The sequence below is a fragment of the Tessaracoccus luoxuelianae genome, assembly GCF_055326245.1.
Map to the genome: position 1 here is coordinate 169047 of NZ_JBUZNO010000001.1, position 24553 is coordinate 193599.

Genomic DNA, 24553 nt, shown 5'->3' on the forward strand with positions numbered 1-24553 from the left:
GACCGCGGTCCTGCTCCGCATCGACCCCGGTCGCTACCCTCATGCGTAGACAACCACCTTGTCACCGACGCGGGCGGCGTCGAACAGCGCCGCCACGGCTGACTTGTCCCGGACGTTGACACAACCGTGCGAGGCTCCGTTGTAGCCGTTGCGCGCGAAGTCCGCCGAGTAGTGGACCGCCTGGCCGCCGCTGAAGAACAGGGCGTAGGGCATGGGTGTGTCGTAGAGGCTGGAGACGTGGTTCTTCGACTTCCAGTAGACCGAGAAGACGCCGTTGCGGGTGGGAGTCAGCTCTGACCCGAAGCGCACGGACATGGTGTCGACGATGGTTCCGTCGATCACCCACGCCAGGCGGCGCTGCGCCTTGGAGATGCAGATGACGCGCCCGGTCAGGCAGCGATCGTCCAGCGTCATCGTCGAAGGCGTTGCAGCGCGGACCACGTTGTTGAGTTCGTCCGCGGTGGGCTTGCGGGTCATGCCGTACAACCGGTCCTTGGTGCGCTGATCCACTTCCCCAGTAACGGGGATCTGGCGCTTGGCCTGGAAGCCCTTCACCGCCTCCAGGGTCTGCGCGCCGAAGATGCCGTCGATCTTGGGCGAGTACCAGCCGATCTGCTTCAGCCTGGCCTGCAGGTCCTTGACGCCGTCACCCTTGCTGCCTTGGGCGTAGATCGCGGGGCCGGGGGTCAGCACGTTGTACATCTCGTCCCGGGTGGGTTCGCGCGTCATGGAATGAAGTCTGTCCAGCGTCACCTGATCCACCGCACCGGTCACGGGGATGCCGCGCTTGGCCTGGAAACCCTCGATGGCGAGCCTGGTGTCCTCGGCGTAGACCCCCGTGATCTTGCCGGAGAACCAGTCAAGCTGCAGAAGGCGGTGCTGCAGGTCACGCACATCGTCGCCCTCGTCGCTGAGCTCAAGCAGTGCCGGGGGCGGCGGGGGTGCCGGGGGGGCCGTCTCCTGCGTGGGCGGTTCAGTGATGGAGGGCACCGGATCCGGCGAGAATGACGGGCTGGGTGCCGGCGCCGACGGGGTTGCCGGGACGGGCTCGGCCACGGGGCTGCTCGGCGCCGGGAGTGGTGTGGCGTCCGGAGAGACCGCCCCGGGTGCGCAACCGGCCAACAGCAGGGCCACGGCGGCGATCATGCCGACGGCGACCCGCCGGGCGCCAGATGGGCTGAACACGGTGCACCTCGCAGGGGGAAGATCGAACACGTCACGGGTAGCATAGTCTCCCCCCAGGTCACGCCTGGACATGACACCCTCAGGGGCGCAGCGGGTCATGGTGGTCCTTTCCTCGATCCATACCCTCCCTACGCATGGGACCGGTGCTCCGGTTGCACTCCCTGTCCGGTCAAGCGCGGCCGTGGAGCGACCGCCGCCGGACTCTCCAGTCGGGGATGAGACGGTCCATCCAGGCGACGAACCCGGGCCCATGTCCGCGCTCGTGGAGGTGGACGAGTTCGTGTACCAGCACATACTCGAGCGCTGACGGCGGATGCTCCGCGAGGGCGACGTTGAGGGTGATCGCGGCGCTGCGCGTGTTGCAGGTGCCCCATCTGGTGGTCATCCTCCGCAGACGGATGAGCGAGGGGGACCTGCCCACCCTTGGTTCCCACTCGGCTCGGAGCCCTGGAAGCGCCGCCTCGAGCTCGCGCCGGTACAGCCCTTCGAGGCCGCGCCGTCGGGCCTCCTCGTCCGACCCTCCGAGCAGAACACTTCCCGCCTCAAGCGTGGCCCCGGCTGTGACCCCGGGCACGGTCCGCAGCTCATGCCACCTCCCCCAGACCCGGGCCCGTCCGCCATCGACAAGCGGCTCGGCCACCGGCGCGGCCATCCTGACCCGTGCCTGCGCGTCGACGATCCATGCGCTGTGCCGCCGCACGAAGTCCTCAACGGCCTCCTCCGACACCCCCACGGGCGCTGAGACGGCCACCCGGGCGTCCGGGGGAAGGACCCGCACCCGGATTGTCTTGATGGGCTTGTACGTCACCGTGGTTTCGATGCCGGCCACACGGAGCCGGGAAGAGGGTTGGGCGCGTCTGGGCATGGGCGTCATGCTACGACGGGCCACCGACGAAGAGATTCAGCCATGCGGCCCCGGGAATTCACCTGAGGTTCATCTGGAGGCGTCGAAAATGAACCTCAGGCTCGCTTACATGCCCCGATTGCGCGGGAGGAGCCGCGGCGTAGCAGACTGGGCACGTGCCACCCGAGTTAATCGTGTTAACGCTCGTCGTCGTGACCGCTCTGGTCTTCGACTTCACCAATGGTTTCCATGACACGGGAAACGCCATGGCCACCTCGATCGCAACCGGTGCCCTCAAGCCGAAAACGGCCGTCGCCCTGTCGGCCGTCCTGAACCTGGTGGGCGCATTCCTCTCGGTCGAGGTTGCACTGACGGTCACCAACGCTGTGGTCAACATCCAGGACAAGACCGGCGCACCCAGGCCGGAGCTCATCGCCGACGGGGGCCTAGCTCTCCTTCTGATCATCCTCTCAGGCCTCGTCGGCGCCATCGTGTGGAACCTCCTCACCTGGCTATTCAGCCTTCCCTCGAGTTCCTCACACGCCCTGTTCGGTGGCCTCGTCGGTGCCACCATGGCCGGACTAGGCGTCCAGGGGGTCAAGTGGACCGGGGACGGGACCAAGCTCGACGGGGTGATCGGCAAGGTGGTGTTGCCGGCCCTGATGTCGCCGGTGGTCGCGGTGATCGTGGCCACTGTCGGCACCTGGTTGGTGTTCAGGATCACGCGCGGCGTGGCTGCGAAGTACCGCGAGTCCGGCTTCCGCTGGGGCCAGATCGGCTCCGCGTCCCTGGTCTCTCTCGCCCACGGCACCAACGACGCCCAGAAGACGATGGGCGTCATCACCCTGGCACTCATCGCCACCGGGACCTGGACGGATCTGGAGGCAGTGCCCTTCTGGGTGAAGCTGAGCTGTGCGCTCGCCATCGCGCTGGGCACCTACCTGGGCGGCTGGCGGATCATCCGCACCCTGGGAAAGGGCCTGGTGGAGATCGAGTCACCCCAGGGCATGGCGGCGGAGTCCTCGTCGGCGGCGGTCATCCTCGTCTCCAGTCATCTCGGCTTCGCCCTGTCCACCACGCACGTCGCCACCGGATCCATACTCGGCACCGGCATCGGCAAGAAGGGCGCCACCGTCAACTGGCGGATCGCCGGCCGGATGGGGATCGCCTGGCTGATCACGCTGCCCTCGGCGGGGCTGGTGGGGGCGCTGATGTGGCTGATCGGTCACACCATCGGAGGCCTCGCCGGGGCCATCGTCGTCTTCCTTGTCCTGCTCGCTTCATCGGCCTGGATGTACCACCGGTCGCGCCGCTCGATGGTGGACCACAGCAACGTCAATGACGAGTGGGTGGAGCAGGTGACGGACCGGGTACTGCCCAGCCACACCAAGGATCCGGACCGGGAGGGAACGAACGCATGAACACCCTGTGGCTGGCGCTGGGCGGCGCCTGGAACGTGCTGTGGGTGGGTCTGCTCCTGGGGGCCGGCCTGCCTGCCATCTTCGCCCTCGGTATCCGTGCGCTCTCCTATGGGGTGGGCGGTGACGCGGACGCCACTGATCACGTCCCGCACCCGGCAGCCAGGGTGGTGGCCTATCTCTGCTTCGCCGTCGTGCTGGTGGCCGTCACCGCTGGAATCGGCGTCATCGTGGCGCACGGTCTCGGGATGAGGCTGGTCATGGACGGACTCCTCCCCTCGTTCGTGGCCAAGTGACCCAGTAGACGCTAGAGCGCCACCTCTCCGGAGCCACGCTGCACGAGTGTGGTGGGAACCACGATCTCCCGGGGCTCCGAGGTGTCCCCGTCGAGCCTCCCGAACACCAGCTCGGCGGCCGTGCGTCCGATCAGGCTGGGATCCTGAGCCACCACCGTCACAGGCACCGCCAGGTAGGCCGCCATGGGGATGTCGTCGAATCCCACCAGCCCCACCGCCGCAAGCTTCTGCGCGGCGCTCAGCGCCTCGACGGCGCCGATGGTGATGAGGTTCTGGGCGGTGAACAACGCCGTGGGCGGATCCGCCGACGCCAACAGGCCGGCCACCGCTCTGGCGGCGGCCACTTCGTCGCCCAGGCCGCCCACCACCAGGCCGGGTCCCACCCGCAACCCTCTGTCGCGGCATTCGTCGAGGTACCCTCGGCGCCGTTCACGGGCCGTGAAGATCTCTTCGCTGTCGCCCAGAAATGCGATGCGTGTATGGCCATGGTCGGCGAGGTGTGCCACCGCCACCCTCGCGCCGGCGTAGTTGTCCGACAGCACGGTGTCGGCCACCACACCCGAGGGCCTGCGGTCCACGAACACGACAGGGGTCCCTCGGTCCATCTCGCGGGCGAGGTAGGAGTGGTCCCGGCCGATGGTGGTGAGGATGAGACCGTCGACCCTGCGCCGCAGGAACGCCTCGACGGCCTCGCGCTCACGGGTGGAATCGTCGTCGAGGCTCGAGGCGAAGACAGCCACGTGGTGAGGGCGTGCCACGTCCTCGACGGCGCGATGCAGGGAGGCAGAGAAGGGGTTGGCGACGTTGCCCACCAGGAGCCCGAGTGTGTTGGTACGGCCGCGACGGCGCAGGTTTCCGGCGTGAAGGTCCGGCTGGTAGTGGAGTTCGGAGATGGCGGCCAACACCCGTGCCCGAGTCTCCTCGGCCACCTTCGGATCCCGGTTGATCACCCGCGAGACGGTGGTGACGGCCACGCCGGCAATGGCCGCGACGTCCTTCATGGTGGGGCGTGCCACCCTGCCATCCCTCACCGCGACACCCGCCGCCTCGTCGCGCCCGTGATCGCGGAGAGGACTTCCTCGTAGCTGGCGGTCCCGGCGTCGAACGAGCCGTTGTTGCGCCCATGCCGGAGGACCTCGATCCGGTCTGCGACGGCCCGCACGTCATAGAGGTTGTGGCTGATCAGGATGACCCCCAGCCCCATGTCGCGCAGCCGTTCGACGTAGCTGAGCACCTCCGCCGTCTGGGCCACCGACAGCGAGGCCGTCGGCTCGTCGAGCACCACCAACCGCGGCTGCCGCACCAGAGTGCGGGCGATGGCGACGCTCTGCCGCTGGCCGGCCGAGAGCTGCACGAGCGGAGTGCGCAGATCTGGGATGCGGGCGTTGAGCTGGGCGAGGTAGGACCGCGCGAGGTCGTCCATCCGGTCGACATCCAGCAGCCCACCGAAGCTGAGCTCTCGCCCCAGGAAGATGTTCGAGGTGACGTCCAGATTCTCGGCGAGCGCGAACTCCTGGAACACCGCCGCGACACCCATGGCGAATGCCGCCTGGGCCGAGGCGATGGTCACCTCGATGCCCCCGAGGAGGATCTGCCCCGCGTCGGGTTGGTGGACCCCGGAGATCATCCGTGCCAGGGTGGACTTTCCAGCGGCGTTGTCTCCGACGAGCGCAACCACTTCGCCGGCCCGCACCGTCAGGTCCACGTCCACCAGTGCCAGCACCCCGCCGAAGTGCTTGCTGACCGAGCGCAGCTCGAGGAGCGGGGGGCGGGCGTCCATGCCTGTCATCCTTCCACCGATCCGGCCGGCGCGGCGTTGATCAGGTCGTGAATGGCCACCAGCGCACCCCGGGCGCACCCGTCGACGGGGAACGCAGGCTCCGCCAGGAGCTCCTCGACGGGCGGCAGCAACGGGCGGCTCCGCATCGCGTCGCGCAGCGGTCCGACGAAGGCCTCCCCCACCGTCGCCAACTCGCCGCCCCAGGTGATCCGTTCCGGCGCGACGACGGTGGCGAGGTCCGCGAGCGCCGTTCCGATGACGCTTCCGGCGTCCGCGACCACCTGGCGACAGCCCGGGTCACCGTCGCGCGCCGCCTTGACGATGGAGCGTAGATCCATGGGTCCATGGCTGAGCCGCACCAGCTCTGCCAGCGCCTCCCCGGACACGACGGTGTTGAGGCAGCCCCGCGCTCCGCAGCGGCAAATCTGGCCGGCCGCATCCACCCGTACATGCCCGAGTGCGCCGGCGCCAGCTCTGAATCCACCATGCACCACTCCGCGCAGGACCAGGCTTGACTCGGTGGTGTGCGAGGCGTGCACATAGAGAGCGCCCTCGACGCCGCGCAGGGCGCCGAGCCGCGATTCCGCCAACGCCCCGGCGTCGGCCTCCTTGACCACCAGCACCCTGCGCTGGATCCTGGCGGACAGCTCGTCGACGTCGAGCTCCTCCCAGCCGGGCAGCTGGAACGCGCCGGTGCGGCCACCGCGACCCACGCTGGAGGGCAGCGCCAGGCCCACTCCCCCGATGTGCTCCATGTCCGCCCCCACCTGGTCCGCGAGGTCGGCCACCAGCAGCGCCGCCCTGTCCAGGGTGGTGTCTGACCGGTGATCTGCCGGCAGGGGCATCCTCGTCGAGGCGACCACCTCCAGTGTGGCGTCCGCGAGGACGAGATCCAGGGACCTCCGGCCGATGTGCATGCCCACGGCCAGGGCGGACGAGGGCCTGAGTGAGACCAGCTGGGCCCGGCGACCGGAGCGTGTGGTGGCGCTGGTCTCCACCACGCCCTGCTCGAGCAGCTGCTTGACGATGTTGGACACGGTGGCAGCGGACAACCCGGTGGCGCTGGCCAGTTCCACCTGCGTGATGCGCCCGTACGCCTTCACTGCTTCAACGATGCGCGCGCTGTTGGCCTCGCGCAGCGAAGGCTGTGAGCCCGGCGCGCCGACAACCCTGTTCACGCTTGAAGGCTACCGCAGTACCCCGAATAGTGTCGCCCTTAAGTTTTGTTCCCAAACCCAAGCTGCCCAGCGCCACGGAGACGCCCGGTTCCACGAAAGGGCCTAGTCACACCCGGTGGTATCGATTGCAAGATAACATTTTGATAACGCTTGACTTTAAGAGTTGACGCCAAGGGTCCTGCGGTCGTACGTTCTATCCATCGGGGCACGGTGGCAGCGAATGGTCACAGGCCGGAGTCGAAGGAGACACGGATACGCATGGTTGACGGTCACGTGATACTTGCGATGCGCAGCATCACCAAGGAGTTCCCAGGGGTCAAGGCCCTCGACGGCGTCACCATGAATGTGCGCCGCGGCGACATTCACGCCATCTGCGGGGAGAACGGGGCGGGCAAGTCCACCCTCATGAAGGTGCTCTCGGGCGTCTACCCCCACGGCACCTACGACGGCGACATCGAGTTTGAGGGCGAGGTGGTGCGTTTCGGCGGCATCAAGGCCTCCGAGGAGCGCGGCATCGTCATCATCCACCAGGAACTGGCTCTCATCCCAGAGCTGTCGGTGACGGAGAACCTCTTCCTCGGCTCCGAAGTGGTCTCCGGGATGCTGATCGACTGGCAGGCCGCCCGGCTCAAGGCGCTTGACCTGCTGGCCCGCGTCGGCCTGGAAATCGACCCCGACACCCCGATCAAGACACTCGGCGTGGGCCAGCAGCAGCTGATCGAGATCGCCAAGGCCCTGGCCAAGAACGTCAAGCTGCTCATCCTCGACGAGCCCACCTCCGCCCTCAACGAGGACGACTCCCGCAACCTGCTGGACCTGATGCGTGGCCTGAAGGCCAAGGGCATCACCCAGATCATGATCTCCCACAAGCTCAACGAGATCGCCGCGGTCTCCGACGCGGTGACCGTCATCCGCGACGGCCGCACGGTTGAAACCTACGACGTCGTGGCCGGGGAGGTCGACGAGGACCGCATCATCCGCGCCATGGTGGGCCGATCCATCGAAAACCGCTATCCCGCGCGCACCCCGCACGTCGGGGATGTGCTGTTCGAGGTCTCCGGCTGGAACGTCGAACACCCGTCCATCCCCGGGCGCCTGGTCAGCAAGGATGCGGCGTTCACCGTCCGCGCCGGCGAGGTGGTGGGATTCGCGGGGCTGATGGGCGCTGGACGCACCGAGCTCGCCCGCTCCATCTTCGGGCGCTCCTACGGCCGGTGGCTCTCCGGCGAGATGCACCTGGCCGGGCAGCGGATCGAGACCCACACCGTCGCGCGGGCCATCGAGCAGGGCATCGCCTACGTGACCGAGGACCGCAAGACGTTGGGGTTGAACCTCATCGACGACATCAAGTCCACGATCGTGTCGGCCAACCTCAAGGACATCGTGACGCGGTTCCTGCTCAACCCGCGCAAGGAGTCCGCCGTCGCCGAGAAGTACCGGAAGGACCTGCGCATCAAGGCGCCCAGCGTGGACGTCGGCGTGGCCACCCTTTCCGGCGGCAACCAGCAGAAGGTCGTGCTCGCCAAGTGGATGTACCCCGATCCGAAGCTGCTGATCCTCGACGAGCCCACGCGCGGCATCGACGTCGGCGCCAAGTACGAGATCTACAAGCTCATCCATGCACTCGCCGATTCGGGCAAGGGCGTTGTGGTGATCTCCTCTGAGCTGCCGGAACTGCTCGGCATCTGTGACCGCATCTACACCATCTGCGAGGGCCGGATCACCGGCGACCTGGCGGCATCGGACGCCGACCAGGAAACGCTGATGCGACGAATGACCACCACCAGCACCTCGGCCGCGGCGTTGCCGGCCTGACCTGAACGGGGAACACACAATCATGAAGGCTCTCAAGCAAGTCCTCGGAGGAAACCTCCAGCAGTACACGATGGCACTGGCGCTGGTGCTCCTGGCCGTCGTCTTCGACGTGGTCTCCGGTGGCCGGATGCTCACCTCGTCGAACTTCCAGAACCTCATCTCAGGCAACGCCTACGTGCTGATCCTGGCCATCGGCATGGTGATGGTCATCGTCATCGGCCAGATCGACCTCTCGGTGGGGTCAGTGGCCGGATTCGTCGGCATGACGACCGCCCTGACCACAGCCACGTACGGCTTCCCCTGGTGGGCCGGTATCCTCGCCGGGCTGCTGGCCGGAATCCTGATCGGCGCCTGGCACGGCTTCTGGCTGGCGAAGGTGGGCATCCCGGGCTTCATCACCACCCTGGCGGGCATGATGATCTTCCGCGGCCTGGTGATCTGGATGTCGCAGTCCATCTCGGTTCCCGTGCCCGAGGAGTACCGGTTCTTCGGCGCCGGTTACCTGCCCGAGTGGGGTCCGTCCTTCACAGGGCTCAACAACTCGACGCTGCTGCTCGGCATCCTCGCGGCAGCGTGGTTCATCTGGAGCGAGTTCAAGCGCAGGGCCCACGCCCTCGAGCGCGGGGTTGAGGCTCCCATGTGGGCCACCGTCGTGCGGATCGCCCTGATCGTCACCGTCATCGGCTACGTCACCTGGCTGTTCGGCAGCGGCCGCCCCGGCACCTCGTTCCCGATCCCCGGCGTGATCCTGGTGATCCTGGTGATCATCTACCACGTGCTCACCCAGCGCACCCGCTTCGGCCGCCACATCTACGCCGTCGGCGGCAACAAGGCCGCAGCCGCGCTCTCGGGCGTCAACACCGCCAAGACCTACTTCCTCGTCATGCTCAACATGAGCTTCCTCGCGGCCATCGCCGGCATCCTGTTCGTGGGCCGCGCCACCGCCGCCGGCCCCTCCGACGGCACCATGTGGGAGCTCGACGCCATCGCGGCCGTCTTCATCGGTGGGGCCGCGGTCTCCGGCGGCATCGGCACCGTCGTCGGTTCGATGATCGGTGGCCTGGTGATGGCGGTCCTCAACAGCGGCCTCATGCTGATGGGCGTGGGCGCTGACCAGACGCAGGTGATCAAGGGCCTCGTGCTCCTGGCCGCCGTCGCCTTCGATGTCTACAACAAGCAGCAGGGACGCCCGTCCCTGATCGGCACCCTGATGCGGAACTTCCGCAGCGAGCCGGCGTCCACCTCCGAGCCGGCCGTGCCGGTGGAGACCGGCACCGCCGTGGATGCCGCCGACACAATGCCGACGACCCAGACCAAGTAGTCCACCCCCAGACCCCGCGAGCGGCGCTCCAGCGGCGCCTCTCCTCCCCAGTGCGCCCAATCGCGTACGTGACCGGGCATCGATGCCCACCCCCGAACCGGATCGGCCGGTCGGGATCTTCCGAAAGGAAACACCCATGAAGTTGAAGGCAGCAGGCATCCTCACCGGCCTCCTCGTCACCTCCCTGGCGTTGACCGCCTGCGGCGGCGGACGCGAGGGCACCACCGACCCCACCACCTCCGGACAGGCCTCCACCTCGGCCAGCGCCGGCGGCGAGGGCTTCGCCGCCGATGCCACCATCGGCATCGCGCTGCCGTGGCTCGGTACCCAGAACTGGAAGGAGGCCGAGGTCATGTTCGCCGAGCAGCTTGAGGCCGCCGGGTTCACCGCCCTGATCCAGGCCGCTGACAACAAGGTGCCCCAGCAGCAGCAGCAGATCGAGGCCATGATCGAGCAGGGCGCCGAGGTCATCGTCGTCGGCCCCGTCGACGGTACCCAGCTCGGCTCCGTGCTCGAGAAGGCGGCCGACGCCGGCATCGAGGTGATCGGCTACGACCGCCTCATCGAGAACACAACCGCCATCGACGGCGTCGTCCAGTTCGGTTCCATCCGGACCGGCGAGCTGCAGGGCGAGTCCCTCCTCGAGGGTCTCGAGGCGACGGGCCCCGGCCCCTACAACATCGAGCTGTTCGGCGGCGGCCCGGCTGACCCCAACGCCCCGAACTTCTTCACCGGCGCCATGAGCGTCCTGCAGCCGAAGATCGATGACGGCACCCTCGTGGTCGTCTCCGGCCAGCAGGAATTCACCCAGGTGGCCACCCCCGACTGGGACAACGCCAAGGCGCAGGCCCGCATGGACTCGCTGCTCTCGGGCAACTACTCCGACAAGACGGTCGACGGCGTGCTCTCCCCCAACGACGGCATCGCCCGCGCCATCCTCACCTCGGTGAAGCAGGCCGGCATGGACCTGCCGATCGTCACCGGCCTCGACGCCGAGAACGAGTCGATCATCTCGATCGCCGCCGGTGAGCAGTACTCCACTGTCGCCAAGCCCACGGATGCGCTCGTCGCCAAGACCGTCGAGCTGATCCAGCTGCTCCAGGCGGGCGAGGGCCTCCCCGCCACCGAGGACACCGCCAACAACGGCAAGGTGGACGTCAACATCTACCAGCTCGACCCCGTCGTGGTGACCAAGGCCAACGCCGCCGAGGTCTTCGCCAACGATCCCGATCGTCTGGCTCTCCTCGAGGGCTGATCCTGATCTGACGAATGAAGGGGGTGGGTCCGAAAGGACCCACCCCCTTCGGCGTTGCCGGGTCAGGGACGCGGGTGCGGGAGCCGCGACACGAACCGTTCGCGGTTCACCACCACACGGCCGTGGGTCCCCGCGCTGATCACGGCGTGCTCATCGTGAGCCCGCACGTCGAAGGCGACCTGGCGGCCATCCACCCGGGTCACGGTGACGTCGATCACCACCGTCGAACCGGGCACGGTGGGGGCCTGGTGGGACAGGTCGACATGCGTGCCGAGCGTGATCTCGCCGTCATCGAGATGGCTGTGGAGGGCCTCCATGCAGGCCCATTCGATGATGCCAACCATGTAGCCGGTGGCCAGCACCTCCGGCATGGCGGCGAAGTCCGCGGACTCGGGCAGCAGGTGCGGAACCGTCCGGTTCTCGGGGACCAGATAGCGCATCGTGTGTGACACGCCTGGGCGCAGGGACGCTTTCACGTGGCTCTCCTCAGCTCGCGGCAGGTAGCCACATGCTAACCGGCGCGCGCCGGGCGGGCGCGGGGTAGCGTCGGGCGGGACGAACTCTTCGAAGGAGAAGCTCATGTCCCTGACGCTCATCGAGAAGGCCCACGAGACTGCAGACATCTGGACCTTCCGCTTCCGGAGTGACGAGCCCTTGGTCTGGGAGGCCGGGCAGTACGTCCAGGTGGAGATCCCCCACGACGACCCGGACGATGAGGGCATTGAGCGTTGGTTCACCAACGCGGCCGCGCCCTACGAGGGCGTCATGCAGATCACCACGCGCGTCACGGGCACCACCTTCAAGCAGGCGTTGTCGCGGTTGGAGCCCGGAGACCGGATCGCACTCAAGCAGGATCCGGAGGGCGACTTCACCTGGGAGGAGACCGACGTGCCTGTGGTCTTCGTGGCCGGAGGCATCGGCGTGACGCCCTTCCACAGCATCCTCAAGCAACGCATCCATGAGGGGGAAGCCCTCGAGGCCACGCTCATCTACGGGAGCGGATCCGACGACGTGGCGTTCGGGGACGAGCTGAGCGGCTGGGAGGAGGCGGACCACTCGTTGACGCTGCACCGGGTGGTGGGCGAGGCGCTCACCGTCGAGGTGTTGACCCGTCTGGTCCCCGACCTGATGGGGTGCCTGGTGTATGTATCCGGACCTGAGCCGATGGTGGAGACGCTCGGCGAGGCGCTCCGCGAGGCCGGGCTTCCAGACCCCCAGCTGAAGGAGGACTTCTTCCCTGGCTACACCGCCGACGACATCTGAGGGCAGAGACGAAGAGAACCCCGCCTGAGGCGGGGTTCTCTGTTCTCGGTGGAGCTAAGGGGATTCGAACCCCTGGCCTCTTCCATGCCATGGAAGCGCGCTACCAACTGCGCCATAGCCCCAGTGCCGCCCGGAGGCGACTCGAAGAACGATAGCGCATCCGGAGGGACTTGAAAAATCCTGGGCGGCCCGCCGCGGCCGACCGCCCAGGGGGCTCACTTCTGCTTGGCGAGATCCCTGGCCAACGCCGCGACACCGAACTCGTCCTTCGACTTCGCCGTTGCCAGAACCGGAACGTCGAGCTGGGTGAGTGCCTGCGCGGTGGGTTCGTCCCAGGCCAGCACATGCACGCCGTCGCGATGCCCGAGGAGGTTCACATAGGCGGATGCGAACGACGGCTGGCTGAGCAGCACGGCCTGCCAGGCCCCGTCGTCCCACATCTGCTTGATCCGCGGATCCAGGTCCTCAACGTCCACCATGGTGTAGACCTCGAGGCGTTCGACGGTGTAACCCTTGGCGCGTAGGCCTACCTCGAGGTTCGTCGAGAGCTGGTCCGCGCAGACGACGACCGCCCGCTGCTCGCCCTCGGCCTTCGGGAACATCTCGACCAGCTTCTGCGAGCTGGCTGTGCCCTCCGGGCTGAGCTCCACATCTATCTCGCTCTCCTCGGCCGCCCGCTGGGTGGTTGACCCCATCGCCGCCACCCGCTTCCCCTCCGGGATGTCCCAGCCGCGCTCGCGCAGGGCCCACACCGTCTGCGCGGACGGCAGCACGATCCAGTCCGCCCAGGCGAGGATGTTGTCCGCGGAGATCAGCTTCGCCTCCTGCAGCGAGACGCAGTCCACCCGGAGCCCGTTCTTGCGCAGGGCCTGCGCGAGCCGGCCCTCCTGCCTGGCGAGGAGGACTCGGATGCGATCGTCTCCGGGCACCTCGATGAACGGGGACTCGTCGTCGTGCTCGGCCGACAGCTTCACCGAGGCGAGCGCCTCCGGCGAGAAGAACCGGTCCGCCCTGCGGGCCTTGAGCGCGGCGGCGGCATTCTCACCGGTGCGCACGGCGTGGAACTCGGAGGTGGGCAGCCCCACCTCGAGCACGTTGCGCTTGGTGCCATCGATGGAGAACACCCCGGCCTTCAACGACAGGATGCCGCGCCGCGACGCCAGAGCGCCCACCGGCGCCATATAGGTGGTGCCCAGGCCCGTCAGGACGGCTCGCTCCGCGTCGATGATGATGCGGGTCTCGATGTCGTCGAAGAGCTTCAGAGCGGAGACGATGTCCGCGTCGTCCTTGCGGCACTCGAGGGCGATTGCGCCCTGCCCGGGCGCCGTGAGGATGGGGAGGTACTCGGCGATCCTGTCGGTGAGCCCCAGCGTCTCGACGCCGGCGGCCGACAGCACGACCGCGTCGAGATCGCCGGGTTCCAGATGGCGCAGACGCTCCTCCAGCGAGCCGCCCACGTCGACGAAGGTGAGATCGGGCCTCAGCGCACGCAGCTGGGCGATGCGCCGAAGCGACGTGACTCCGACCCGCGAGTGGCGAGGCAGCGCCGCCAGCGTGATGCCGCTTCGCGTGCAGAGCACGTCCCGGTGGTCACCGCGCGGAAGAACCGCCGGGAAGATGAGGTCCTCGGGCTTCTCGCGCAGCGGAACGTCCTTGACCGAATGGACCACCACGTCCACCTGGCCCGAGCGCAGCGCGTCGCGCAACTCGTTGGCGAAGAGGCCCTGCGAGTAGCCGTCGGGCATGTGGACGGTGTCCTGACCCGCCGTCGCGACGGGCACGATCTCCACCTCGAGCCCACCGTCTCGCAGCGTCGCCGCCACCTTCTCCGAACGCGCCAGTGCAAGCGCCGATCCTCGTGTACCCAACCGCAGTCTCACCGTTGATTCCCTCCCTGAGTGACGGGGTTAGCTTCTCACGAATGGGCGGCGGCGCGTGCGGCGGCGGGGAGAGCGTCCGCGATGCGCGCCATCGCCTCGTCGTCGTGGGCCGCGGACAGGAACCACGCCTCGAACGCCGACGGGGGCAGCGCGACGCCGTGGTCCAGCATGGAATGGAAGAAGCGGGCGAAGGCGGCGGTGTCCTGCTTCTTCGCTTCCTCGTAGTCCGCGACGGCCCCCTCGCGGAAGAACACCGAGAACAGGCTGCCGGCGCGCTGCACCACGTGCGGAACGGAGGCAGCGCTCAGGGCCTCCGCGACGGCCGCCTGCAGCTCGGCGGATCTGCGGTCCACAGCCGCGTAGACGCCCGCATCGGCCAGCCTGAGGGTGGCGAGGCCTGCCGCCGTCGCCAGCGGGTTTCCCGACAGGGTGCCCGCCTGGTAGACCGGCCCCACGGGAGCCAGGAGCTGCAGCCACCGGGCAGGTCCGGCGAGCGCGGCCAGCGGCATGCCGCCGCCCACCACCTTGCCGAAGGTCACCAGGTCCGGCTCGTAGCCGCCCTCATGTCCCAGCCATCCAGACGGCGCCACCCGGAAGCCGGTGAGCACCTCGTCGAGGATCATCAGTGAGCCGTGCCGGGCGGTGAGCTCGCGGATGGCGGCGTTGAAGCCGGGCGCCGGGGGCACCACTCCCATGTTGGCGGGAGCCCCCTCCGTGATGACGGCCGCGATGCGGTCACCCGCCTCGTCGAAGACGCGGGTCAGCGCCTCGACGTCGTTGTAGTCCACGACGATGGTGTCGGCCGCCGAAGCCCGGGTCACCCCCGCGGAACCGGGGAGGCCCTGCGTGGCGACGCCGGAGCCCGCCGCGGCGAGCAGCGCGTCCGAGTGGCCGTGGTAGCACCCGGCGAACTTGACGATGGCGTCGCGGCCCGTGGCGCCGCGGGCGAGCCGGATGGCCGTCATGGTGGCCTCGGTGCCCGTGGAGACGAACCGCACCTGCTCCGCCATCGGCACCCTCGACCTGATGACCTCGGCCAGTTCCACCTCCGCCGCCGTCGGCGCGCCGAAGGACAGCCCGCGTGAGGCCGCCTCCTGGACCGCGGCCACCACCTCGGGGTGCGCGTGGCCCAACAGGGCCGGCCCCCAGGAACACACCAGGTCCACGTACTCGACGCTGTCGGCGTCCACCACATACGGCCCGCGGGCCGACGAGACGAACCGGGGCGTGCCGCCGACGGACCCGAACGCCCGCACCGGCGACGACACCCCGCCGGGAATCACGCCGCGCGCCCGCTCGAAGAGTTGGTCCATGCTCACTTCATCCACCCCGCCAGTTCAAGCGCCCAATAGGTCAACACGATGTCAGCCCCGGCCCGCACGATGGCGGTCACCGACTCTGACACGGCCGCCTGCCTGTCGATCCACCCGCGCTCGGCGGCGGCCTCGATCATGGCGTACTCCCCCGACACCTGGTAGGCGGCCACCGGCACGTCAGAGACCGCGGCGACATCGGCCAGCACGTCCAGGTAGTAGCCCGCGGGCTTCACCATCACCATGTCCGCGCCCTCCGCGAGGTCCAGTTCGGCCTCGCGGAGTCCCTCGCGACGGTTGGCCGGGTCCTGCTGGTAGCTCTTGCGGTCCCCGCTCAGCGTGGAGGTCACGGCCTCCCGGAACGGGCCGTAGAACGAGGAGGCGTACTTGGCGGCGTAGGCGAGGATCGCGGTGTCGGTGTGTCCGGCACCTTCGAGCGCTGCGCGGATGGCCTCCACCTGGCCGTCCATCATTCCCGACGGCGACACCACATGCGCGCCCGCGTCGGCCTGCGCGAGGGCCATCGACGCGTAGGCGGCCAGAGTGGCGTCGTTGTCCACACGGCCCTGCGGGGTGAGGAAGCCGCAGTGCCCGTGCGTGGTGAACTCGTCGAGGCAGGTGTCTGCCATCACGACCGTATCGTCGCCGACGGTGTCGCGGACGGCCCGCAGCGCCCGCTGCAGGATCCCCTCCTCGGCCCAGCCCTGAGACCCGAGCTCGTCCTTGTCCGCGTCCTCGGGCACGCCGAAGATCATGATGCCGCCGAGCCCTGCGGTGACCACCTGCTCGGCCACCCTGCGCAGGCCGTCGAGGTCGTGGCGGCGCACGCCGGGCATGGAGGAGATGTCAGCGGACGCCTCGGCGACGAACACGGGCAACACCAGCTGCGAGGGTCGCGGCTCCACCTCCCGCACCAGGCGGCGCATCGCGGGGGTGGTCCTGAGCCTTCTCGGCCTGATCTGGATCATGCATCGTCCCTTCTGAGGGAGGCGATCGCGTGGATCAGCCCCTCCGCGTCCTGAGTGACGGCCACCGCCGCGACATTCGCCCCCGCCAATCGCAACGCCGCCGCAGATGGCGGCCCGAACGCCACCACCGCTGTTGTGTCGCGCCAGCCGAGCAGCCTCCCAACGGCCTCGCCCGCCGACCCGGAGGTCACCGCCACCGCGTCGAAGAGTCCCTCGCGCCACTCCCCGACCAGGCCTCCCGGCAGTTCGCCGAGCGACTCCATCGTGTACAGGGGAACCATCTCGACGGTGTATCCCTTGGCCCTCAGCGCGCCCTCGAGCACGCTCGACGACAGCGCCGAGCCGGGAATCAGCACGCGGCCACCGCCCGCGGGCCAGGCCCTCGCCAGAGCCGCCGCGCTCGATTCACCCTCCGGCACCAATGCCACCTTCAGGCCCGCAGCCTCGGCCGCCGCCGCCGTCCGCGCCCCCACGGCCGCCACCCTGGCACCCGGAGGCACGCTCAGTCCGAGCTCCGCCATCACCTCAAGCGTCGCCGCCGACGTGAACGCAACCCAGTCGGCCTCCTCCGGCCATTCCTCCGCGCGGAGGGTCACCCGCCGCTGCACGGGCTGGGCCACCACCTCAGCGCCGGCTGCCCGGATCCCGTCAGCGAGGCGTCCGTCGGCCTGGGTCAGCAGGATCCTGAGCCCGGCGAGCACCGCGTCGCCTCGCCAGAGCGAGCTGTCGTCGTGCAGCTCGTGGAGCCTCGACGGACGGCTCGCGCCCAAATCAGCCACCTCGTCAGCGCCGCGCCCCTTGAGCTCCTCCGCCGCTGCCTCACCCGCCCCCGGGCCGAGCTGCACCGTCGTCCGGGTGGCTGCTGATCCGTCGACGGCGAAGACGCCGGCCGTGAGCTCCCCGTCGCGCCCCCAGGCGGCGATCGGCGCCGCGCAGCCACCGCCGAGGCCCGCCAGGACGGCCCGCTCGGCGTCCACGGCCTCACGTGTCGCGGGGTCCTCGAGTGCGGCCAACTCGGCCACCAGAGCGGGGTTGTCCGCCCGACACTCCAGCGCCAAGGCGCCCTGACCGGGTGCTGGGAGGATGCCCAGCACCTCCGTGATGTGGGCGGTGAGGCCCAGCCGCTCCAAGCCGGCCGCGGCCAGGACGACGGCGTCGAGGTCACCGTCCGCCACCCGCGCCAGGCGGGTGCCGACGTTGCCCCGCACGTCCACGAAGCGGAGGTCCGGGCGCAGCGCCCGCAGCTGGGCCACGCGCCGTGGGGAACCAGTTCCGACGGTGGCGCCCGCCGGCAGGCCGGCCAGCGTCAGGCCGTCGCGGGCGCAGAGCGCATCGCGCGCATCGGCACGCCGAGGCACCGCGGCGATGACGAGCCCGTGCACGGCCGCCGTGGGCAGGTCCTTGAGGGAGTGGACGGCGAAGTCACAGCGACCCTCCAGGAGCGCCGTGCGCAGCTCCGCCGCGAACACGCCAAGGGACCCGAGGCGGGTCAGGGACCCCTGCTCGACGTCGCCGCCGGTCCTGATCCGTTCGAGGACCACGTCGTGGCCGAGCGCGCGCAGCGAATCTGCCACCTGCCCGGACTGCGCCACCGCCAGCGCGGAGCCACGCGTGCCGAGCCGGAGCCTCATCGGCTGAGCCGATCACAGCCGGCGATCACGGAGGCGATCCCGTTGCCGTCCAGCCACGCACCCACCAGGTCCACGCCTGCCGCCTCAACCGTCTCCAGGTAGTACTGGCGGGTGGCGTGCTCCATCCGGGTGGGCATGGCCTCCCACGACACCGACGCGAAGCCGGTCACGTCGTCGTCGGCCAGGTCCATCCCGAGGAACCGGGACGCGTCCCCCAACGCCTCGGCCCTCGTGGGGATGAGCTGCTCGGGATAGGACAGGCGAAGGATCTCCTGCCCCTCGCGCCGGGCCCACGGCCACTTGAGCGAGTAGTGGGTCAGTGCCTTGGCGTGGATGGCGTCGTCCCGCTCCCCCACGAGGAGCCCCGAGCCGACCGGCCCGTCGGCCAGCCCAGGATGGGACACGCCGAGCACCGCCAGCCGCGCCGTCGCGACGGGCGGCGGCGTGAGCTCCACCCCGATCCGGGCGAGCAGCGAGCAGGCGGAGGCCGCCGACGACGCGAGGACGAGCCGGTCCGCGCGCAGCACCTCGCCGTCGGGCAGCCCCACCGCGAACTCGTGTCCGGCGTGACGCAGCGACACCGCGGGCGAGGCCAGCCGGATCTCTCCACCTGCCGCGACGATCGCCTGTTCGAGGGCCTCGATGAGCCGGAACATGCCGCCCACCGGCTGCTCGACGGCCGCCACTCCGGGTCGCCGGACCGCAGCGACCGCACCCAGCAGGGTCCCGTGTTCGGCCATCGCCTGCAGCAGGCCCGGGGCGAAGGCGGCCAGCGGCATCCGATCGGGCGACAGCGAGTAGACCCCGTGTGCCACGGGCGCCACCAGCGTGGCGAGGGCGCCGTCGCCGAGACGTGCCCGCACCAATTCACCGACGGTGACCGTGTCGGCTCCCACCTCAGCGGGCAGGTCGGCGTCCTGCCTGAGCCTCGCCAGGTCCTGCGCGGTCAGTGCGGCGAGTGCGGGATCCTCCAACGTCGAGGGGATCCCGAGCACCCCCTCCGCCATCGGCCAGACGCCGTCGGGGCGCCAGATGTGCGGCTGTCCGGCGGGCCCGGCCACCTCCAGCCCCAGTTCCTCGCACAGGGCTCGCCCGACGCCGCCACGAACCGCGTAGGCCTCCGCGCCCGAGTCCACCCGAACCCCGCCGATGTCGATGCCGGAGAGCATCCCGCCGAGCCGCGTCGAGGCCTCAAGGACGGTGACCCGACGGCCCTGCCGGGCGAGACGGTAGCCGGCCAGGACGCCGGCGAGGCCGCCCCCGACGACGACGGCGGTCACAGGCTGTGCAGGAGCGCCACCAGGTCGGTGAGCACCCCCGGGTCTGTGGTGGGCGGAACCCCATGTCCGAGGTTGACGACGTGCGCGGGAGCGGCACGGCCCCGGTCGACGACATCCCGGGCGTGGGCCTCGAGTGCGGGCCAGCCGGCGGCCAGCAGCGCCGGATCGATGTTGCCCTGCAGCGGGAGTCCGGGGAGCAGCGCGGCGGCCTCGTCGAGGGGGGTGCGGTAGTCGATGCCCATCGCCTCGACGCCGCATGCGGCCATGTCGGGGAGGATGTGCCTGGTCCCGGTGCCGAAGTGGATGCGCGGGACGCGGCCCTCCACCGATTGCAGGACCGCCGCCGAGTGGGGGGCGACGTGCCGGACGTAGTCGGCGCGGGTCAGCGCACCTGCCCAGGAGTCGAACAGCTGGACCGCACGAGCCCCGGCATCCACCTGGACGCCCAGGAACTGGCCCGACAGGTCCGCGCACCAGGCGAGCAGCCGATGCCAGGAGCGCGGATCCGCGTGCATCATCGCCCGCGCCGCGAGGTGGTCGCGGGAGCCGCGACCCTCCACCAGGTAGGCGGCCAGGGTGAACGGCGCGCCCGCGAAGCCGATCAGCGGGGTGGCCTCCCCCAGCTCGGCCACCACCAGGCGCACCGCCTCCGAGATGGGGGCGGTCTCCATGAGCGAGTGCCGGGTGACGCGGTCCACGTCGGCGGCCGTGCGCACGGGCTTGTCGATCACCGGGCCCACGCCCGAGTGGATCTCCACCTCGACCCCCGCGAGGACCAGCGGGGTCATGATGTCCGAGAACAGGATGGCTGCGTCCACATGGTGCCGCCGTACCGGCTGAAGGGTGATCTCGGCGGCCAGCTCGGGGATGAGGCATGCCTCGAGGATGGTGGTTCCCTCGCGGATGGCGCGGTATTCGGGCAGCGACCGGCCGGCCTGGCGCATGAACCAGACGGGCAGTCTTTCGGGGCGGTGTCCGCTGAGCGCGGAAAGCATGGGATTCATTTGTGGACGATTCTGCCTCATCAGCCAAGGGTGATTGAATAGGGATCACTGTGACTATGCGCGTGTTCTCGATTCAGCACGACCGGCAGGGACTGCCGGAGGTTGAACGCATCAGCCCTTGCGTTGACGACGTTGCCTCCCGCCTGACTTCCCTCCCGGAGGTCAACGGGGTCGTCGTGCTCAACACCTGCAACCGGGTCGAGGTGCTCCTCGACACCACCGGGGAGGCGTCGAACACGCGCCTGCGTGCCGCCCTCAACACCGCGTTCGACACCCCTCCCGTCTGGGACCTGTACCTCGGCGAGGCCGCGCTCGGGCACGTGTTCCGCGTGGCGGCCGGCCTGGATTCCATGGTGGTGGGCGAGCGGGAGATCGCCGGCCAGCTGCGTCGCGCGCTGGCCGCGGCACAGCAGGACGGGTCCACATCGCTGCCGCTGACCATCGCCGTCGACGAGGCACTCAAGACGTCCCGGCGGATCGCGCGGGAAACCGCGTTGGAGAGCGCCGGGCGCTCCGTGGTGAGCGTGGGCCTGGACCTGATGGGTCTCGACGACTGGCCCACCGCCACCGTCACCATCGTGGGCACTGGTTCCTACGCCGGGGCCGTCGTCGCCGCCCTGCGTGCGCGCGGCGTCGCCCACATCCGCGTGCATTCCGCCAGCGGTCGGGGCTCCGCGTTCGCCGACAGCCATGACCTCAACCACGTCGCCGCCCTCGAGGAGGCCCTCGCAGGCACGGACCTGGTCGTCACCTGTCGCGGCCTGGGTTCCCCCGTCATCGAGGTCGCCCACGTGCAGGGCCCGCAGCGCTTCCTCGATCTGTCCCTGCAGCGGGACGTGGCCCCTGAGGTCGCCGCGCTGGTCGGCGTGCGCGTCGTCGATCTGGCCTCCATCCAGAATTCGATCCGGCCGTGCTTCGCCGACGACACCCGGCGCGCTGAGGCGCTGGTCGAGGCAGGGGTTGCCGAGGTGCTGATGAAGCTTCGCTCACGCATCGTGGACCCGGCCGTCGTGGGGTTGCGGCAGGCGGTCATGGCGCTGGTCGACGACGAAGCTGCCCGCCTTCCCCAGCGTCCGCTCACCCACGACGACGCCGCCCTGGCGCTGCGCCGGTTGGCCACGAGGCTGCTGCACATCCCGTCGACGCGGGCCAGGATGGCTGCCGAACAGGGACGCACCGAGGAATACCTGCTGGCCATGGCCGAGCTCTTCGGGATCGGCGCCGGCGAGGTGGTGGACCCCGAGGCGATGGAGTCGCAGCACTGCCCGGTCACGCACCTGGCCGTCAACGACCTCGACTCCGCCGACGCCCAGGAGGCCATGTGAGTATCGCCCCGTACACCGCGGTCCTGTTCGCCTCCTACGGCGGCCCCAACGAATCGGCCGATGTGCTGCCGTTCATGCGCAACGCCACCGCCGGACGGGGCATCCCGGACGAGCGGCTCATCGAAGTCTCCAGGCACTACGAGCTGTTCGGGGGCAGGTCACCGATCAACGAGCTCAACGCTGCGCTGATGGAGGCGGTCCGCGACGAGCTGGCCCGGCGTGGCGTCGTGGTGCCGGTGGTGATCGGAAACCGCAACTGGCATCCCTACTTCGCCGACACGGTGCAGGAGCTGGTGGATGCCGGCCATGAGCGCGTGCTCGCGCTGGCCACCTCCGCCTACTCCTCCTACAGTGGATGCCGCCAGTACAACGAAGACCTGCAACGGGCCGCTGACGGCCGCCCGATCCACATCGACAAGGTGGACCCCTTCGCGGAGACCCCCGGGTTCGTCTCGGCCAACGCCCGCGCCCTCGGCGAGGCCGTGCGGCGCCTGAGGGCCCGGATCGGTGAGAACACGCTGAGGGTCCTGTTCGTGACCCACTCCATCCCGAGCGCCATGAATGAGGCGTCGTCCACGGGTGAGCCGGAGCGCCGCTACGACGCGCAGCACCTGAGGGTCGCGGCTGCGGTGGCCGCTGAGGCGTCGGCGCTGGTGGGCGAGGAGTTGGCCTGGGAGCTCACGTTCTGCTCCCGCTCCGGCGCCCCGCACATCCCCTGGCTGGAGCCCGATGTCAACGACCGGATGCCCGAGGTGCAGGCCGACGGCGTCGCGGGCGTGGTGGCGGCGCCCATCGGGTTCATCTCCGATCACATGGAGGTGGCCTACGATCTGGACACCCAGGCCAGGGAAACCGCCGCCGAGCTCGGCCTCCCCTACGAGCGGGCGGCCACCGTCGGAACCGACGCCGGCTTCGCGGTCCTGCTGGTTGACCAGTTGCTCGCGAAGGCCGCCGCCGCGCGAGGCGAAGTGCCCGCCGAGGGTCGCTGCCGGTTCTCCACCGGCCGCTGCTGTCTGCCCCGCCCCCTGGAAGGTTCCCGATGAGCAAGCACCCCGGTCGAGACGAGCGCGACGAGCAGGACGTGGACCTCGAGGCCATCAACGCCCAGCCGCTGTACGCCATGTACTCGGTGTTCGCCACCCGCGCACCGCTGCCTGCCTCCACTCTCGAGGCATCGGCGTTGGGCGCCGGCGTCACCGCTGCGCTCGAGGACACCGGGGTGAGCGTGCGTGGCTTCTACGACGTGGGCGGCTTCCGCGCGGACGCCGATCTGATGGTGTGGACGCTGGCCCATGATCCGGCCCCGCTCCAGGCTGCGTACCACGCGGTGCGGCAGAGCGGCCTCGGAGCCTACCTGTCGCCCGTCTGGTCCGTGATGGGCGTGCACCGCCCCGCCGAGTTCAACCGCACCCACGTGCCCAGCTGCTTCGCCGGCTTCGCGCCACGGCCGTGGATCACCGTCTACCCGTTCGTCCGCAGCTACGACTGGTACTACCTGGACGACGCGCATCGCTCGAAGATGCTGATGGAGCACGGCATGGCCGGGCGAGAGTACCCGGACGTCGTGGCCTCCACCCTCTCGTCGTTCGCGCTGGGCGACTACGAGTGGATCCTGGCCTTCGAGGCCGACGAACTGCACCGTCTGACAGACGCGATGCGCCACCAGCGTTCCGTCGAGGCCCGGCTGCACGTCCGCGAGGAGACGCCGTTCTTCACCGGCCCGCGTGTCGGGATCGACGAATGGATCGCCCGGCAGCCGATGGCCTGACCCGCCTCACTCCTTCCAGCCGAGCTCCCGGGCCACGGCCACCAGGTTCTCCATCCAATGGACGTTGTAGTCCACGCCGAGTTGGCTGGGCATGGCGAACAGGACGTAATCGGCCTCGGTGACGGCCTCGTCGGCGCGCAGCAGCTCAGCGACCTCCTCGACTGTGCCCACCATCTGCGGCCCAGAGCGGGCCTTCGAGCCGTCCAGAATGCCCACGCTGTCGTGGGCGTCGCCCCTGAGTCCGAAGTAGCGGCGGTCGTCGTCGTTGGTGATCGGGAAGACAGGCCGGGTCACAGCGGTCAGGCCGGGGCCGGGATGTCCCATCCGACGAAACACCCTGCGGTAGCTGCGGACCTGGTCCGCCTGCTGGACATGGAATGGACGGCCGTCGTCGGCCAACAGCAACGTGGAGCTCAACAGGTTCATGCCCTGCTCCGCCGTCCAGACCCCCGATTCCACGCTGCCCGCACCCCACCAGATCCGGTCCGGCAGGCCTGGGCTGATCGGCCGGATGGGAAGGTCCGGGCCGTCGCCGGAGAACTGGGCGGCGGCGGAGTGGGCGACCGGTTCGCCAGCGATGGCGCGGCGGAACCGTGCCACCTTGGCCTGGGCGTGGTCGGCCCAGGATTCGCCGTCGGTCAGCCGGTAGCCGAACTGCTTCTCCCCGTCGGCGGCGTGTTCCGGGCTGCCCCGGCTGACGCCCAGCTGGAGCCTGCCCCCGGAGATGAGGTCCGTGGCGGCGGCCTGCTCGGCCATGTGCAGCGGGTTCTCGTAGCGGAGGTCCACCACACCGGTGCCCACGTCGATGCGCGACGTGACGGCTGCCATCGCCGCGAGCAGCGGGAACGGTGTGGCGTGGGACTCCTCGAAGTGGTGGACCCTCACCCAGGCGCCGTCGAGGCCAACCTCATCGGCTGCTTCCGCGAAGGCGACGTGTTGGCGCAGGGCAGCGGCGGCGTCGGGCACCCTCGCCCCCACCACCGCCCGGTAGTGCCCGAAGGACAGGAACCCGATCCGCTTCATACCTGG

At 69.6% G+C, this 24553-nt stretch carries 22 protein-coding genes, 1 tRNA gene and 1 pseudogene; 9 read left to right on the plus strand and 15 right to left on the minus strand.

Annotated elements, in window-relative coordinates; all coding sequences use genetic code 11:
* Nucleotides 1–39: 39 nt before the first annotated feature.
* The gene (locus ACZK39_RS00760; RefSeq protein ID WP_370585742.1) at nucleotides 40–1185 is read right to left on the minus strand and encodes a peptidoglycan-binding protein; all 1146 of its coding nucleotides are present in this window, start codon (nucleotides 1183–1185) and stop codon (nucleotides 40–42) included.
* Between the two features lie 169 nt (nucleotides 1186–1354).
* Nucleotides 1355–2050, minus strand: a complete 696-nt coding sequence (locus tag ACZK39_RS00765; RefSeq protein WP_182782965.1) for a M48 family metallopeptidase — start codon at nucleotides 2048–2050, stop codon at nucleotides 1355–1357.
* A gap of 155 nt (nucleotides 2051–2205) precedes the next feature.
* Between ACZK39_RS00765 and ACZK39_RS00770 the strand changes: the two genes are divergently transcribed.
* Complete coding sequence (locus ACZK39_RS00770; RefSeq protein WP_182782966.1) at nucleotides 2206–3450, plus strand: inorganic phosphate transporter; 1245 nt, start codon at nucleotides 2206–2208, stop codon at nucleotides 3448–3450.
* Entirely contained in the window at nucleotides 3447–3743 is a 297-nt protein-coding gene (locus tag ACZK39_RS00775) for a hypothetical protein (protein WP_182782967.1), read from the plus strand. Before ACZK39_RS00770 ends, ACZK39_RS00775 begins: the two co-directional genes overlap by 4 nt.
* A gap of 11 nt (nucleotides 3744–3754) precedes the next feature.
* Here ACZK39_RS00775 and ACZK39_RS00780 read toward each other — a convergent pair whose 3' ends face one another.
* The 3 genes from ACZK39_RS00780 to ACZK39_RS00790 are packed head-to-tail and all read right to left on the minus strand — an operon-like array spanning nucleotide 3755 to nucleotide 6701.
* A complete protein-coding gene (locus ACZK39_RS00780) occupies nucleotides 3755–4759 on the minus strand; it encodes a LacI family DNA-binding transcriptional regulator (RefSeq protein WP_220489250.1) in 1005 nt (334 codons plus the stop codon).
* Nucleotides 4760–4770: 11 nt separating this feature from the next.
* The gene (locus ACZK39_RS00785; RefSeq protein ID WP_463612229.1) at nucleotides 4771–5523 is read right to left on the minus strand and encodes an ATP-binding cassette domain-containing protein; all 753 of its coding nucleotides are present in this window, start codon (nucleotides 5521–5523) and stop codon (nucleotides 4771–4773) included.
* A gap of 5 nt (nucleotides 5524–5528) precedes the next feature.
* Complete coding sequence (locus tag ACZK39_RS00790; RefSeq protein WP_182782969.1) at nucleotides 5529–6701, minus strand: ROK family transcriptional regulator; 1173 nt, start codon at nucleotides 6699–6701, stop codon at nucleotides 5529–5531.
* Nucleotides 6702–6959: 258 nt separating this feature from the next.
* Here ACZK39_RS00790 and mmsA point away from each other — a divergent pair, with 258 nt between their 5' ends.
* The 3 genes from mmsA (at nucleotide 6960) to ACZK39_RS00805 (ending at nucleotide 11092) form a co-directional block, all read left to right on the plus strand.
* Nucleotides 6960–8516, plus strand: coding sequence for a multiple monosaccharide ABC transporter ATP-binding protein (gene mmsA / locus ACZK39_RS00795; RefSeq protein WP_182782970.1), 1557 nt, complete (start codon nucleotides 6960–6962; stop codon nucleotides 8514–8516).
* Nucleotides 8517–8538: 22 nt separating this feature from the next.
* Nucleotides 8539–9837, plus strand: a complete 1299-nt coding sequence (locus ACZK39_RS00800) for a sugar ABC transporter permease (RefSeq protein ID WP_182782971.1) — start codon at nucleotides 8539–8541, stop codon at nucleotides 9835–9837.
* Nucleotides 9838–9973: 136 nt separating this feature from the next.
* Complete coding sequence (locus ACZK39_RS00805; RefSeq protein WP_463612230.1) at nucleotides 9974–11092, plus strand: substrate-binding domain-containing protein; 1119 nt, start codon at nucleotides 9974–9976, stop codon at nucleotides 11090–11092.
* Between the two features lie 62 nt (nucleotides 11093–11154).
* Here ACZK39_RS00805 and ACZK39_RS00810 read toward each other — a convergent pair whose 3' ends face one another.
* Entirely contained in the window at nucleotides 11155–11568 is a 414-nt protein-coding gene (locus ACZK39_RS00810; protein ID WP_182799643.1) for a thioesterase family protein, read from the minus strand.
* 103 nt (nucleotides 11569–11671) lie between these two features.
* Between ACZK39_RS00810 and ACZK39_RS00815 the strand changes: the two genes are divergently transcribed.
* Complete coding sequence (locus tag ACZK39_RS00815; RefSeq protein WP_463612231.1) at nucleotides 11672–12355, plus strand: ferredoxin--NADP reductase; 684 nt, start codon at nucleotides 11672–11674, stop codon at nucleotides 12353–12355.
* 49 nt (nucleotides 12356–12404) lie between these two features.
* Here ACZK39_RS00815 and ACZK39_RS00820 read toward each other — a convergent pair.
* From ACZK39_RS00820 to hemE, 8 genes and pseudogenes are all read right to left on the minus strand, one after another.
* Nucleotides 12405–12477, minus strand: a tRNA-Ala gene (locus ACZK39_RS00820).
* A 93-nt stretch (nucleotides 12478–12570) separates the two neighbouring features.
* Complete coding sequence (gene hemC / locus ACZK39_RS00825; RefSeq protein ID WP_463612232.1) at nucleotides 12571–14235, minus strand: hydroxymethylbilane synthase; 1665 nt, start codon at nucleotides 14233–14235, stop codon at nucleotides 12571–12573.
* A gap of 35 nt (nucleotides 14236–14270) precedes the next feature.
* The gene (hemL, locus tag ACZK39_RS00830; RefSeq protein WP_463612233.1) at nucleotides 14271–15548 is read right to left on the minus strand and encodes a glutamate-1-semialdehyde 2,1-aminomutase; all 1278 of its coding nucleotides are present in this window, start codon (nucleotides 15546–15548) and stop codon (nucleotides 14271–14273) included.
* A 2-nt stretch (nucleotides 15549–15550) separates the two neighbouring features.
* Nucleotides 15551–16516, minus strand: a complete 966-nt coding sequence (gene hemB / locus ACZK39_RS00835; protein ID WP_463612234.1) for a porphobilinogen synthase — start codon at nucleotides 16514–16516, stop codon at nucleotides 15551–15553.
* The gene (locus tag ACZK39_RS00840) at nucleotides 16513–17217 is read right to left on the minus strand and encodes a uroporphyrinogen-III synthase (protein WP_463612412.1); all 705 of its coding nucleotides are present in this window, start codon (nucleotides 17215–17217) and stop codon (nucleotides 16513–16515) included. Before ACZK39_RS00840 ends, hemB begins: the two co-directional genes overlap by 4 nt.
* A 45-nt stretch (nucleotides 17218–17262) precedes the next feature.
* Nucleotides 17263–18147: pseudogene (hemC, locus tag ACZK39_RS00845) on the minus strand (hydroxymethylbilane synthase); the annotation flags it as partial.
* On the minus strand, nucleotides 18144–19427 hold the full coding sequence (locus ACZK39_RS00850; RefSeq protein ID WP_463612235.1) for a protoporphyrinogen/coproporphyrinogen oxidase: 1284 nt from the start codon (nucleotides 19425–19427) through the stop codon (nucleotides 18144–18146). The pseudogene hemC (ACZK39_RS00845) and the gene ACZK39_RS00850, both read right to left, overlap by 4 nt.
* Complete coding sequence (gene hemE, locus ACZK39_RS00855; RefSeq protein WP_463612236.1) at nucleotides 19424–20431, minus strand: uroporphyrinogen decarboxylase; 1008 nt, start codon at nucleotides 20429–20431, stop codon at nucleotides 19424–19426. Before hemE ends, ACZK39_RS00850 begins: the two co-directional genes overlap by 4 nt.
* Before the next feature lie 56 nt (nucleotides 20432–20487).
* On the opposite strand from hemE, the gene ACZK39_RS00860 reads away from it, so the two are divergent.
* Genes ACZK39_RS00860 through hemQ form a run of 3 tightly spaced genes read left to right on the plus strand, consistent with a single transcriptional unit; the run spans nucleotide 20488 to nucleotide 23524 of the window.
* Nucleotides 20488–21756: a glutamyl-tRNA reductase gene (locus ACZK39_RS00860; RefSeq protein WP_463612413.1), complete on the plus strand. Its 1269-nt coding sequence runs from the start codon at nucleotides 20488–20490 to the stop codon at nucleotides 21754–21756.
* On the plus strand, nucleotides 21753–22799 hold the full coding sequence (locus ACZK39_RS00865; protein WP_370585744.1) for a ferrochelatase: 1047 nt from the start codon (nucleotides 21753–21755) through the stop codon (nucleotides 22797–22799). Before ACZK39_RS00860 ends, ACZK39_RS00865 begins: the two co-directional genes overlap by 4 nt.
* A complete protein-coding gene (gene hemQ / locus ACZK39_RS00870) occupies nucleotides 22796–23524 on the plus strand; it encodes a hydrogen peroxide-dependent heme synthase (protein ID WP_255422208.1) in 729 nt (242 codons plus the stop codon). The genes ACZK39_RS00865 and hemQ overlap by 4 nt, the downstream gene beginning before the upstream one ends.
* A 6-nt stretch (nucleotides 23525–23530) precedes the next feature.
* Here hemQ and ACZK39_RS00875 read toward each other — a convergent pair whose 3' ends face one another.
* Nucleotides 23531–24547, minus strand: coding sequence for an LLM class flavin-dependent oxidoreductase (locus tag ACZK39_RS00875; protein ID WP_182782982.1), 1017 nt, complete (start codon nucleotides 24545–24547; stop codon nucleotides 23531–23533).
* Between the last annotated feature and the right edge of the window lie 6 nt (nucleotides 24548–24553).

Coding starts and splice junctions, on each gene's coding strand:
- ACZK39_RS00765 (WP_182782965.1), bottom strand. CDS start 2,050: ATGCCCAGACGCGCCCAACCCTCTTCCCGGCTCCGTGTGGCCGGCATC.
- ACZK39_RS00775 (WP_182782967.1), top strand. CDS start 3,447: ATGAACACCCTGTGGCTGGCGCTGGGCGGCGCCTGGAACGTGCTGTGG.
- ACZK39_RS00785 (WP_463612229.1), bottom strand. CDS start 5,523: ATGGACGCCCGCCCCCCGCTCCTCGAGCTGCGCTCGGTCAGCAAGCAC.
- mmsA (WP_182782970.1), top strand. CDS start 6,960: ATGGTTGACGGTCACGTGATACTTGCGATGCGCAGCATCACCAAGGAG.
- ACZK39_RS00800 (WP_182782971.1), top strand. CDS start 8,539: ATGAAGGCTCTCAAGCAAGTCCTCGGAGGAAACCTCCAGCAGTACACG.
- ACZK39_RS00805 (WP_463612230.1), top strand. CDS start 9,974: ATGAAGTTGAAGGCAGCAGGCATCCTCACCGGCCTCCTCGTCACCTCC.
- ACZK39_RS00815 (WP_463612231.1), top strand. CDS start 11,672: ATGTCCCTGACGCTCATCGAGAAGGCCCACGAGACTGCAGACATCTGG.
- hemL (WP_463612233.1), bottom strand. CDS start 15,548: ATGGACCAACTCTTCGAGCGGGCGCGCGGCGTGATTCCCGGCGGGGTG.
- hemB (WP_463612234.1), bottom strand. CDS start 16,516: ATGATCCAGATCAGGCCGAGAAGGCTCAGGACCACCCCCGCGATGCGC.
- hemE (WP_463612236.1), bottom strand. CDS start 20,431: ATGAATCCCATGCTTTCCGCGCTCAGCGGACACCGCCCCGAAAGACTG.
- ACZK39_RS00860 (WP_463612413.1), top strand. CDS start 20,488: ATGCGCGTGTTCTCGATTCAGCACGACCGGCAGGGACTGCCGGAGGTT.
- hemQ (WP_255422208.1), top strand. CDS start 22,796: ATGAGCAAGCACCCCGGTCGAGACGAGCGCGACGAGCAGGACGTGGAC.
- ACZK39_RS00875 (WP_182782982.1), bottom strand. CDS start 24,547: ATGAAGCGGATCGGGTTCCTGTCCTTCGGGCACTACCGGGCGGTGGTG.